Raw genomic sequence first — 11,876 nt, forward strand, 5'->3', positions numbered from 1 at the left:
TCCCGTGGGCGGCTTTGCTGCCTGGTTGGTTAAAAATAAAACGGTCCTGTTTTGTTGCTGGTCAACTAACTTTGTACATGGGTAAAACGACACTCTTGTGGATATGGAAACACATCGTCGAAATGTCCTTCGAGGATGTGTTGCTTGTGTTGTTGCCAATATTGCTGGGTCAACAGATCCGCGTGATGCTTGATAAAGTATTTTTTCACGTTTTGATTTCCGAGAAGAAATACACCGAATTGTTCCGGAAAGACATCGTTCTTGGCGATGGAATACCAGGGCTCGGCCGACATCTCGTCTTCCTCGTTACGCGGCTGCGGGATAGTCCTGAAATTGCAGTCGGTAATGTATTCAATCTCATCATAGTCGTAAAACACGACCCGGTTATGGCGTGTCACGCCAAAATTTTTATACAGCATGTCGCCGGGAAAGATATTCGCGGCGACCAGTTCCTTGATGGCGTTGCCGTATTCGGTAATGCCGTGTTCCAGCGCTGCCTGGTCGCCGTTTTTCTCGGCGTTGTTCAGGTAGATGTTCAGCGGCATCATGCGGCGCTCGATATACAGGTGCTTGATGATGATTTCGTCGCCGTCTTCTTCGACCACCGACGGCGCCACCTGTTTCAGCTCAGCCAGCAGCTCATCGGCAAACCGCGCGCGCGGAAAGGCCACGCTGGAATACTCCAGGGTATCGGCCATGCGGCCGACGCGGTCGTGGTGCTTGACCAGCAGGTATTTTTCCTTGACCAGCGCATTGGTGGTTTCCTTGGGCGCCGGGAAATAGTCCTTGATCACCTTGAACACGTAGGGAAACGACGGCAAGGCGAACACCACCATCACCAGCCCGCGGATCCCCGGGGCGATTTCGAAATGGTCCGACGAATGCCGCAGGTGGCGCAGGAAATCACGGTAGAACAGCGCTTTTCCCAGCTTTTGCAAACCCAGGATCGTGTAGATCTCGCTGCGCGGCTTGTTCGGCAGCAGGCTGCGCAGGAACTGCACGTAGGCTGACGGCACCTCCATGTCGACCATGAAGTAGGCGCGGGTAAAGGAAAACAGGATGGTCAGTATCTTGCTGTCGAACAGCACCGCATCCAGCACCAGCTTGCCGTCCTTGTCGTGCAGGATAGGCACCACGAACGGGTATTCGCGCGGACCGTTGATCATCTTGCCGACCACGTACGCGCCCTTGTTGCGGTAGAACAGGTTGGACAGCACCTGGATCTGGTGATTCGGTTCCAGCGCGGCGGCGCCGAACGCCTGCGCGATGCGCTCTTCCGCCAGCGCGACATCGCGGTCCAGGTCGGCGAACGGGCGCTGCAGCTGGAAGTTGGTGATCAGGCGCTTGAGCGTGTAATGCAGGCCGTCCTTGGCCGGGTAATACACGCGGTAAGTCGGCAGGGCCTCGTCGGTGTCGATGTATTCGGTCGATACCGCCGGCCGCACGAAGATGAAATCGTTATGGAAATAGGTACGGTGCAGGATGTTGCAGCAGACCGAGTTGAAGAAAGTCTCGGCCAGTTCCGGCTGCTTGTGGTCGGTCAGCATGCCGATGTAATGCAGCTTCACTTCGCGCCAGACCTGGTCGGTCAAGTCGTTGGGATCGTACTCGTCTTCCAGCGCCTGCACGCATTCGTGCACGCGCGCGTCATAGAAACCGATCCGCTCGCGTGCGGCGAGCTGCGCGGTTTTCCAGTCGGCGCTTTCAAAATGCTGCTTGGCCAGCATGCTGGCTTCGCGGAACAGCCGGTAATGCTTGTCGAAACCGTCCAGTATCATGCGCGCAGTATCGAAAGCGATCTGCGACGACAGTAATTTTGGAAAGTTGGCCGACGTAATCACAACCCGAACCGCTCCTTCCAGCCGGCCAGCATCGCCAGGCTGACGCCGATGCCGCCGCACACCACGATCAGCGGCCGCTGGTATGGCGCCAGCACCGGCAGTTTTTCGTAGGCCACGGCCAGGGCCGCGCCGCAGGCCGGTTCCACCAGGGTCCGCATCTGGTCGGCAAACGCCAGCGTGGCGCTTACCGCCTGTCTGTCGGTGACCACCACGCTGTGCACTTCATGGCGCTGGGTCCAGGCGAAACATTCCGCCGCCACGCGCTTGGCGGCCAAGGTCGTGGCGATCGAGGTGATCGCCGGCAGCGTCACCAGTTCGCCGGCCGCCATGGCGGCGTTCAGCGACGCGGCGCCTTCGGTTTCGGCGACGATCAGCGGGATATGCGGCAAGCCGTTGCGATGCAAGCCGCTCAGCACACCGCTCATCAGGCCGCCGCCGCCGACCGAGCAGATGACGACATCGAAATCGACGCCAAGCTCGCGCGCCTGCAGCACTGCTTCATCGATCATGGTGGCGTTGCCGTCCCAGATATCGGGGTGGTCGAAAGGCGGGATGTAGACGCTGCCGGGCTGTTCGCACAGCTGCAGCGCCAGCTGGTTGGCTTCATCCCAGCCGCTGCCGTGGACGATCACTTCGGCGCCGATATCGCGGATGCGCCGGCAGACTTCGGCGGCGGTGGTTTCCGGCACCACGATGGTGGTCTTGACGTCCAGCGCCGCGCCGGCAAACGCCGCCGCAAAGCCGGCATTGCCGCCCGACGGACACACCAGGTGGCTGGCGCCGCCGGCCACCGCGCGCTGGCACAGCAAGCCGATGCCGCGCAGCTTGAACGAGCCGGCCGGCTGGGTGTTTTCCATCTTCAGCAAAACTTGCTTGTCGAGCGCGACGGAAAGTTGCGGGTGTCGCAGTAACGCGGTGTGGATATGCAGTGAAGTCATGTTCTCGACGCTATTGCCTTTATATCAATTGTGCCACTAGTCAGAGGGATTGCAAAATCGTTTGCAGCGGCCGCAATCCCCTTGCCAGGCGGTCAGCACGTTTCCGCAAACAATTCGCGGCCGATCAGCATGCGGCGGATTTCACTGGTGCCGGCGCCGATTTCGTACAGCTTGGCGTCGCGCCACAGGCGTCCCACCGGATATTCATTGATGTAGCCGTTGCCGCCCAGCGCCTGGATCGCTTCGCCCGCCATCCAGGTGGCTTTTTCCGCCGAATACAGGATCGCCCCGGCGGCGTCCTTGCGCAGGGCCCTGGCCGCGGCCGGCGTCCTGGCGCGGTCGCAAGCCTGGCCGACGGCGTACACATACGCCTTGCAAGCCATCATGGTCGAATACATGTCGGCCAGCTTGCCCTGCATCAGCTGGAATTCGCCGATCGGCTGGCCGAACTGCTTGCGGTCATGCACATAGGGCACGACGACATCCATGCATGCCTGCATGATACCAAGCGGGCCGCCCGAAAGGACGCTGCGCTCGTAATCGAGGCCGGACATCAGCACGTTGACACCCTGCCCCAGGCCGCCCAGCACGTTTTCCGCCGGCACTTCGCAATCCTGGAACACCAGTTCGCCGGTGTGGGAACCGCGCATGCCGAGCTTGTCCAGCTTTTGCGCCACGCTGAAGCCCTTGAAGCCCTTTTCGATCAGGAACGCGGTCATGCCGCGCGCGCCGGCTTCCAGGTCGGTCTTGGCGTATACCACCAGCACGTCCGCATCGGGGCCGTTGGTGATCCACATCTTGGTGCCGTTGAGCACCCAGCGGTCGCCCTTGAGTTCGGCGCGCAGCTTCATGCTGACCACGTCGGAACCGGCGTTCGGCTCCGACATCGCCAGGGCGCCGATGTGGTCGCCGGAGATCAGTTTCGGCAGGTACTTGGCTTTTTGCTCGGCATTGCCGTTGCGCTTGATCTGGTTGACGCACAGGTTGGAGTGGGCGCCGTAGGACAGGCCGACCGAGGCGGATGCGCGCGAGATTTCTTCCATGGCGATGATATGCGCCAGGTAGCCCATGCCGCTGCCGCCGTATTCCTCTTCAGCGGTGATGCCGAGCAGGCCGAGGTCGCCCATCTTTTTCCAGAGGTCCATCGGAAACTGGTCGTTGCGGTCGATTTCGGCGGCGCGCGGGGTGATCTCCGCGGCGGCGAATTCCTGGATCGCACTGCGCAGCGCGGCGATGTCTTCGCCGTGGTCGAACGTCAAGCCTGGTAAATGGATCATGTTGTCTCCTTCGTTATCTTCGTTATCTTCGTTATATTCGCGGGGGAATTCAGGGGGCGGCGTGGCCGCTCAGTTCGCCGCTGCTCAGCAGGCGCCGGCATTCGTCTTCGTGCGCGGTAATTTCCGCCAGGGTCACTTCGATGTCTTCGCGCTGCTGTTCCAGGTGTTCGCGATGACGCGCCAGCACTTCCAGGAACAGTTCCAGCTGGGGCGCCGAATCCTTGGGCGAGTCGTACATGTCGACCAGGCTCTTGATTTCCGACAAGGTCAGACCCAGCCGCTTGCCGCGCAGGGTCAGCTTGAGGCGGGTGCGCTCGCGGCCTGCATACACCCGGTTGCGGCCGCCGGCGCCATCCCGCTTCGGACTGAGCAAGCCCTGGTCCTCATAGAAGCGGATCGCCCTGGGGGTAATGTCGAATTCACGGGCAAGTTCAGTGATGGTGTAGGTCGGCATGGTCGGGTGGGCAGAACAAAAAATGCTGGTTTAGGTACAATGGCAGTTAACGTTAACGTAAAGCATATTGTAGGCGCGCTGGCGGAAAATGAAAACACCGAAAAACTACTGTCGTTGCCAAAAAAGAAAGAATTTCCGATGAATCCACTCGAAGCCCAGCTCAGCTACGCATTCGGCGATGCCTTGCCCGCCGGCGGCGCCACCCTTGAAGTCGCGCCGGGCGTGCGCTGGCTGCGCATGGGTTTGCCGTTTGCGCTGGACCATATCAACCTATGGCTGCTGGAAGACAGCATGGACACGGACGACGGCGTCCGCCACGGCTGGACCATCGTCGATTGCGGCATCGCCAACGACGCCACCCGCGCGGCCTGGGATGCCATTTTTGCAAGCGAACTGCGCGGCTTGCCGGTATTGCGGGTGCTGGTCACCCATTGCCATCCAGACCACGTCGGCCTCGCCGACTGGCTATGCACACGCTGGCAAGCGCCGCTGTGGATGAGCGGCGGCGAATATTTCTCGGCGCGCATCATGTCCGCCGCGTTGCCCGGCGCCGACGGCAGCGCGGCGCTGCCGCACTTCCAGCAGCACGGCATGCGCGACCCCGACGTCGTCGCCAAGGTGGCGCAGCGCAAATCCTATTATCCGACCATGGTGCCGGCGGTGCCGCAGGCTTACCATCGGCTGGCCGACCGGCAGCAGCTGCGCATCGGCAAGCATCAATGGCAGGTGATCACCGGCTTCGGCCACGCGCCGGAGCATGTGGCGCTGCATTGCGCCGGGCTGGACCTGCTGATTTCGGGCGACATGGTGTTGCCGCGGATTTCCACCAATGTCTCGGTATTTGCGATCGAGCCGGAATCGAACCCGGTGCAGCAATACATGGATTCGCTGGAAAAATACCGCGCGTTGCCGGCCACTACGCTGGTGCTGCCGTCGCATGGCAAGCCGTTCCGCGGCTTGCAGATCCGCATCGACCAGCTGCAGCAGCATCATCGCGACCGTCTGGTTGAAGTGGTGCAAGCCTGCACCGCGGCGCCGCAGTCCGCCAGCGACATCGTGCCGCTCATGTTCCGGCGGCCGCTGGATGCGCACCAGATGACTTTTGCGCTGGGCGAAGCGCTGGCGCATTTGCACAAGCTGTGGTTTGACGGCGTGCTGAAACGGCGGCTGGATGACGACCAGGTCTACCGTTTCAGCCTTGCCTGACGATGCCCGTATTTACTGCGGTATTTACTGCTGTATTGCCGCCACGATCATCGCCACCGCCAGCATCAGCGAGCCGGCGACGCGGTCGGTAAGCCGGGCGAAACTCGGGCGGGTGGCGATGGTCTGCATTTTTCCGGCCAGCGCGGCATAGCCGAGCAGGATAAAGAACTCCGGGATAATCGAACCCGCTGCCAGCCAGACCATTTGCAGCGGCACGTTGGCGGCCGGGTTAAGGAACTGCGGCAGGATGGCGATAAAAAAAATCAGCGCCTTGGGATTGGCCAGCTGCAGGGTCAAGCCGCTGAACCAGATCTTCCAGCCGGAGGCATTGCGGCTGTCCAGCCTGGAGGCAGTGATCGGCGAAGGCCGGCCGAATATCGCCGACAGGCCGAGATACGCCAGGTAAGCCACGCCCAGCCACTTGACCACGCTGAACAGAGTATGCGAGGCGACGATCAGCGCGCCCAGCCCGGTCGCCGAAATGGTGAAATAGATCGCGTTGGCGGCGAGTATCCCCAGGATGGCGAAAATCGACTTCTTCCAGCCGACCGTAATGCCGTAGGCGACCACCAGCATGACTGCCGGCCCGGGCGACGCCGACAGCGCAAATTCTGTCAGTACAAACAAGAAAAAATTGTGGAAGTCCATGTGCTCTGGTCAGTCTTTGGTTTTGCGCGCCTTGTGCGGCGCCTTGGAAAATGCCAGGTCGTACAGCCAGTTCGGCAACAGGCGCAGCAACTTGGCGACTACGCCCATCTGCCACGGGATCACCCGGTAGCTGCTGCCGCGCGCGACCGCGGCGCCGGCCTTGGCGGCGAACCGCGGCGCCGGCATCAGGAACGGCATCTTGTAGTGGTTGACCTGGGTCATCGGCGTATCGATATAACCGGGCACGATGGTGACCACCTTGATGCCGCTGGCCCGCAATTCCACCCGCAGCGATTCGCAATAGCTGATCACCGCTGCCTTGGAGCCGCTGTAAGCGCCCGCTCCGGGCAAGCCGCGGATGCCTGCCACGCTGGCGACGCCAACCAGGCGCAAATCGGTCTGCCCGGCCTGGGCCTGGCGTTTCATGGCGGCGATGAACGGCGTAAAGGTGGCGACCGTCGCCAGCACATTGGTGGCGAATACCTGTTCGAACACTTGCTGGTCTTCGGCATGCTCGGTCAGCGTCCCTTGCGAAATCCCGGCGCTGGCGATCACCACGTCGACGCCACCGCCGCCGGCGATGAAATCTTCCGCCGCCGCCGTCAATGCAGCGTGGTCATTGACATCCAATGCATACAGGCGATGCCGCTCCGGGTGCGGCAAGCCCGCGCGCAGCTGTTCCAGCACGTCCTGGCGCCGGGCAACCAGCCCCAGCGCTGCGCCTTGGCCCGCATAATATTGCGCCAGCGCGGCGCCGATGCCGCTGGAAGCGCCGGTGATGAATACACGTTGCATGCTTTACCTCGATAAAAAAGCCCGCCCTCTTGCGAGTGGCGGACTTTTCAACACTGCCGGACCAGCCGTCACGGCCAGCCTGCTTATTCAGCTGCCTGTTACTTCTTGCCGGCGGCGGCCTTGGCCACCAGGCTGTCCATCACTTGCAGGGTGGACTTGAACAGGGCCGGCTCGCTGTCGCCGGCGCCAGGCGTCGCGCCGACGATCGACGGCGACGTGACATAACGGCCGTCGACTATCAGCGTCGGCACGCCGTCTATCTTGTAGGCGTTTTGCAGCTGGACTGCACGCGTCACCTTGGTCTGCACGGCGAAGGAGTTGTACACATCCAGGAACTTGGCTTTGTCCAGGCCTTGCTTGGCCGCGAAATCGGCGATGGACGCCTCTGTATCGAGACGCTGGCGCTGGACGTGGATCGCGCTGAAGACCTTCTTGTGCATTTCAGGCAGCTTGCCCATGGCTTCCAGCGTGTAGTACAGCTTTTTCTGCGCTACGTACGGCGATTTCTTTGGATCGCCATTCGGGTCGCCGAAGTCGACCGGCACGCGCTTGAGGGAAATCTTGTCGCCCTGCTTGGCGATCCACTCTTCCAGCGTCGGCTCGAGCGCGTTGCAATGCGGGCAGAAGTAACCGAAGAATTCCGTCACTTCCACTTTCTTGCCAAGGCCGGTATCGGTCGGCTGCGGGTTATCGAGAACCTTGTATTCCTTGCCTGCGACCGGAGCGGCCGGCGATGCGCCGGCACTGGCGGCCAACAGGCCAAAACTCAGACTAAGGCCGGCGATAGCCAGGGCTTTTTGAAAAAAACGCATGAATTATCCTTTTTTTAAAATTGTGAAAGCCATCAACGGAACAGGGAGAGAGCCATAGTCCTGTTCCTCATCAATCAAAAACACGCCTGGTCCTGCATCCCTTATTTCGCCGCGCGCACCACTGCGGCATTGACGCCGTTATCTGACAACTTTCCGCGTATCCGGTTCATTGTTTCCAGCTGGTTAAACGGCCCCACCCGCACCCGGTACAAGGAGCCGGTATCGGCCTGGCGTTCGCTGATCTTGGCTTCGAAACCCATCAAGGCCAGCCGCGCCTTGGCGCTTTCCGCTTCGCTCTGCTCGCGGAAGGCGCCTACCTGCAGGAAATAGATCCAGTTGTCGTCAGCCGCCGTGGCTTTGCTCTTGGCTTCAGCGATGTCGCCGGCGACTTTCTTGGTCTTGTCGGCGGTGGATTTGTCGACGATGGGAGCCGACTTGTCCTGCGCCTTGGCGACCAGGGCATCCAGCTTCTTCTCGGCCGCCACGTTAGGCGGCACGCCGTCGGCGCCCGGCGGCGGCGGAGTGAAAGCCTTGGCGGCTTCCTTGGCCGCATCCTTGTTGCCGTAAAGCGACTTGTTCGGATCCGGCAGCTGGTCCGGATTCGATGGCGCCGGCGCGGGCGTAGCCGCGGGGGCGGTGATGGCTTCCGGCGCTTTTTCGGTTTTTGCTGTCTTGTTGGTGAACGGCGTCGGCGTCTTGGTGATCATGATCGCCACCACCACGGCAATCGCCAATCCGATGATCAGGCCGAAGATCAGGCCCAGTAAGGTACCGCCAGCTTGTTTCTTGTTAAGTTTGCTCATACTTCCCCAATGACATCCTGGTTACTGACCGTCCCCGGCAACTGCTGCCGGAGATCGCCGATTGTAGATTCACATGCGGGCTGGTGCCGATACGCCGATCAGCGCCAAGCCGTTGCGCAACACCTGGCGGGTTGCGTACATCAAGGCCAGGCGCGCCATCTTCAGCGCCTCGTCGTCCACCAGGACCCGCTCAGCATTGTAGTAGCTATGCAGCTCGCCCGCCAAATCGCGCAGGTAAAACGCCACCTGGTGCGGCCCCAGTTCTTCCAGCGCATGCTGCAGCATGTCCGGATATTCCGCCAGCTTGGCCAGCAGGCTGGCTTCGCGCGGTGCGGTCAGCGGGCTCAGGTCGACCGAACCCAGGCCGGCCTCGTCGCCGGTCCACTGCGCCAGCACCGAACAGATGCGGGCATGGGCGTACTGCACGTAGTAGACCGGGTTTTCGTCGGACTTGGCCAGCGCCAGGTCGACATCGAACACGAATTCGGTATCCGCCTTGCGCGAAATCAGGAAGAAACGCACCGCGTCGCGGCCGCGCGTCAGGTCGCGCGGGCTGTCTTGCTCACCGTCTGCGGCAGCGCTGTCTTCGCCCGCCGACCATTCGATCAGGTCGCGCAAGGTGACGTAGGAACCGGCGCGCTTGGAAATCTTCACTTCCTCGCCGTTCTTCATGACCGTCACCATCTTGTGCAGCACATAGTCCGGATAACCCTGCGGGATGCCGAGGTTGACCGCCTGCAAGCCGGCGCGCACGCGGGCGATGGTGCCGTGGTGGTCGCTGCCCTGGATATTGATGACCTTGCCGAAACCGCGCTGCCACTTGACCACGTGGTAGGCGACGTCGGGCACGAAGTAGGTATACGTACCGTCGGTCTTCTTCATGACGCGGTCTTTGTCGTCGCCGTAGTCGGTGGTGCGCAACCACAGGGCGCCATCCAGCTCATAGGTGACGCCGGCGGCGTTCAGCGCATCGACCGTGGCGTTGACCTTGCCATCCTTGTACAGCGAGGTTTCCAGGTAATAGTTGTCGAACTTGACGCCGAAGGCCTGCAAATCCAGGTCCTGCTCGCGGCGCAGGTAGGCGACGGCGAATTTGCGCACCGATTCGATGTCGCTGATGTCGCCGCTGGCGGTGACCGGCTCGCCATCGCTGGCAGCGACCGTCTTCCCGGCCAGGAAATCCTTTGCGATATCGGCAATGTAGTCGCCGTTGTAGGCGCTTTCGGGCCATTCCGCATCGCCCGGCTTGAAACCGTTGGCGCGCGCCTGCACCGAAGTCGCCAGCGTGGCGATCTGGACGCCGGCGTCGTTATAGTAGAACTCGCGGGTGACGTCGAAACCTTGCACCTCGAACAGCGCCGACAAGGCATCGCCCAGCGCCCCTTGGCGGCCATGGCCGACGTGCAAAGGGCCGGTCGGATTGGCCGAAACAAACTCGACCAGCACTTTCTTGCCGGCGCCAAGCTGGCTCTTGCCGTATTCAGCCGCCTCTTGCAGCACGGTCTTGACCACTTGCTGCTTGGCCGCCGCCGTCAGGCGCAGGTTGATGAAACCCGGACCGGCGATTTCGGCGCTTTCGATCAGCTTGCCTTCTCCGGCGCCGGCCATCACGGCCGCCACCAGGGCTTGCGCCAGTTCACGCGGGTTCTTTTTCAGCGGCTTGGCCAGCTGCATGGCGATATTGCAGGCGACATCGCCGTGCGACGGATCGCGTGGGCGCTCCAGCGTCACCGTCGGCTGCAGCTCGCTGCCGGCGATAATGGGCTGCAAGGCAGCGTTGAAAAGGTCGATGATCTGTTGTTTCTGTGGTGCAAGCATAGGATAGGTAGTCAGTAATACTGGATTAATGCGAAAAATCTGTGGGGTTATCCGATCTCTCGGGCAACTTCCAGGCAATCTTGATTATTCCCGATTATACCGGCTTGGCATAGCAATCTTCACCCGGCTTGCCCGGGCAGGCTAGGGAATTCCCTAAATCCTGCTGTCCGCTGCAATCATCAAAAACTGCTGCTAAGATGCAGCGTCTCGGCCGGGGCGCTTTTTTGAGCATGTTTCCGGCTGCATCGATCTTGCCTTGCTTATTTATATACAGGAATTTTCATGACCCAATCCACACCACGCGTAGCCGATCATCCAGCCCACCCGCAATTCCTCAGCCGCTGGTCGCCGCGCGCTTACGCCAATGACGAGATTTCCGAACAAGAACTGCTGACCATCCTGGAAGCAGCCCGCTGGGCGCCGTCGTCCTACAACTCCCAACCTTGGCGCTTCGTCTTCGCGCGCCGCGGCACGCCGCACTGGACCAAGCTGCTGGGCCTGCTCAACGAATTCAACCGCAGCTGGGCGGAAAATGCATCGGCGCTGGTGATCGTCTTGTCGAAAACCACGTTTGCGCCACCGGGCAGCACTGAAGAAGTGGCCATGCCGACCCATTCTTTCGACGCCGGCTCGGCCTGGGGCTACCTGGCGCTGCAAGCCAGTTTGTCCGGCTGGCATGCGCATGGCATGGCTGGTTTCGACAAGGAAAAGACACGTACCGAGCTGGGCGTACCGGCCAATTTCGCGATTGAAGCGGCGGTAGCCATCGGCAAGATCGGCGACAAGGCGATGCTGCCGGAAGGTTTGCGCGCCAAGGAAGAGCCTAGCCCGCGGTTGCCTTTGCAGGCTTTGGTTTCTGAAGGGACTTTCAAAGCCTAAAAAGCTTTGTGCATCTGCCTCCGTTTTTTGCGGGGAGCAAGATTCGATGCGGGTTAGCGACCGGAGCTGCTAACCCGTATTTTATTTGTGGTGCTGAATTTTCAAGGCTAAGCCCGTCTGTTCGTTTGCTTGCAGAATTGACCCGGTCAGTTTGACCCGCCCGCCATACCTTCGCGAACGCCACAACCCCGTCATAAGATCCCTCAAAACCCAATTCCTTCAGATCTTCATGGATCTGCTTCAATGTGCGCCGTTGCTTGCGTGATTTGGCCGCCTCGGTCTTTAACAAAGCCGATAACTGGAACGCATATGTGTCTTAAACGTGGGGCACCCATTAGCCGTCCGCTGTCAAGAGCACAAACTTACCACTCGCAATATTTCGCGATATCTCAATTTCATCAAGCC

At 60.8% G+C, this 11,876-nt stretch carries 11 protein-coding genes and 1 pseudogene; 2 read left to right on the forward strand and 10 right to left on the reverse strand.

What is annotated here, in order from left to right; translation table 11 throughout:
* Positions 1 to 65: 65 nt before the first annotated feature.
* The 4 genes from aceK to AC07RZ_RS09050 all read right to left on the reverse strand — a co-directional run bounded on the left by aceK (position 66) and on the right by AC07RZ_RS09050 (position 4,510).
* Positions 66 to 1,838: a bifunctional isocitrate dehydrogenase kinase/phosphatase gene (gene aceK / locus AC07RZ_RS09035; RefSeq protein ID WP_494667713.1), complete on the reverse strand. Its 1,773-nt coding sequence runs from the start codon at positions 1,836 to 1,838 to the stop codon at positions 66 to 68.
* A complete protein-coding gene (locus AC07RZ_RS09040; RefSeq protein ID WP_494667702.1) occupies positions 1,838 to 2,779 on the reverse strand; it encodes a pyridoxal-phosphate dependent enzyme in 942 nt (313 codons plus the stop codon). Before AC07RZ_RS09040 ends, aceK begins: the two co-directional genes overlap by 1 nt.
* A gap of 92 nt (positions 2,780 to 2,871) precedes the next feature.
* Positions 2,872 to 4,056, reverse strand: a complete 1,185-nt coding sequence (locus AC07RZ_RS09045) for an isovaleryl-CoA dehydrogenase (RefSeq protein ID WP_144738169.1) — start codon at positions 4,054 to 4,056, stop codon at positions 2,872 to 2,874.
* A 49-nt stretch (positions 4,057 to 4,105) separates the two neighbouring features.
* Complete coding sequence (locus AC07RZ_RS09050; RefSeq protein ID WP_144738168.1) at positions 4,106 to 4,510, reverse strand: MerR family transcriptional regulator; 405 nt, start codon at positions 4,508 to 4,510, stop codon at positions 4,106 to 4,108.
* A 138-nt stretch (positions 4,511 to 4,648) separates the two neighbouring features.
* Between AC07RZ_RS09050 and AC07RZ_RS09055 the strand changes: the two genes are divergently transcribed.
* Positions 4,649 to 5,716, forward strand: coding sequence for an MBL fold metallo-hydrolase (locus tag AC07RZ_RS09055; RefSeq protein ID WP_494667703.1), 1,068 nt, complete (start codon positions 4,649 to 4,651; stop codon positions 5,714 to 5,716).
* A gap of 24 nt (positions 5,717 to 5,740) precedes the next feature.
* On the opposite strand, the gene AC07RZ_RS09060 is transcribed toward AC07RZ_RS09055, so the two are convergent.
* The 5 genes from AC07RZ_RS09060 to argS all read right to left on the reverse strand — a co-directional run bounded on the left by AC07RZ_RS09060 (position 5,741) and on the right by argS (position 10,592).
* A complete protein-coding gene (locus tag AC07RZ_RS09060) occupies positions 5,741 to 6,364 on the reverse strand; it encodes a LysE family translocator (protein WP_494667704.1) in 624 nt (207 codons plus the stop codon).
* 9 nt (positions 6,365 to 6,373) lie between these two features.
* A complete protein-coding gene (locus AC07RZ_RS09065) occupies positions 6,374 to 7,159 on the reverse strand; it encodes an SDR family oxidoreductase (protein WP_494667705.1) in 786 nt (261 codons plus the stop codon).
* A gap of 98 nt (positions 7,160 to 7,257) precedes the next feature.
* Complete coding sequence (locus AC07RZ_RS09070) at positions 7,258 to 7,971, reverse strand: thiol:disulfide interchange protein DsbA/DsbL (RefSeq protein ID WP_092401950.1); 714 nt, start codon at positions 7,969 to 7,971, stop codon at positions 7,258 to 7,260.
* Positions 7,972 to 8,072: 101 nt separating this feature from the next.
* Complete coding sequence (locus AC07RZ_RS09075) at positions 8,073 to 8,774, reverse strand: SPOR domain-containing protein (protein WP_342829462.1); 702 nt, start codon at positions 8,772 to 8,774, stop codon at positions 8,073 to 8,075.
* Positions 8,775 to 8,843: 69 nt separating this feature from the next.
* Positions 8,844 to 10,592: an arginine--tRNA ligase gene (gene argS / locus AC07RZ_RS09080; protein WP_494667706.1), complete on the reverse strand. Its 1,749-nt coding sequence runs from the start codon at positions 10,590 to 10,592 to the stop codon at positions 8,844 to 8,846.
* Positions 10,593 to 10,874: 282 nt separating this feature from the next.
* Between argS and AC07RZ_RS09085 the strand changes: the two genes are divergently transcribed.
* Positions 10,875 to 11,471 (forward strand): nitroreductase family protein, encoded by a 597-nt coding sequence (locus tag AC07RZ_RS09085; RefSeq protein WP_092401959.1) that lies wholly within the window; start codon positions 10,875 to 10,877, stop codon positions 11,469 to 11,471.
* Positions 11,472 to 11,628: 157 nt separating this feature from the next.
* On the opposite strand, the pseudogene AC07RZ_RS09090 reads toward AC07RZ_RS09085, so the two are convergent.
* Positions 11,629 to 11,787, reverse strand: a pseudogene (locus AC07RZ_RS09090) (IS21 family transposase); the annotation flags it as partial.
* Positions 11,788 to 11,876 lie beyond the last annotated feature (89 nt).

Source organism: Collimonas sp. GW821-FHT07E08, assembly GCF_059418905.1.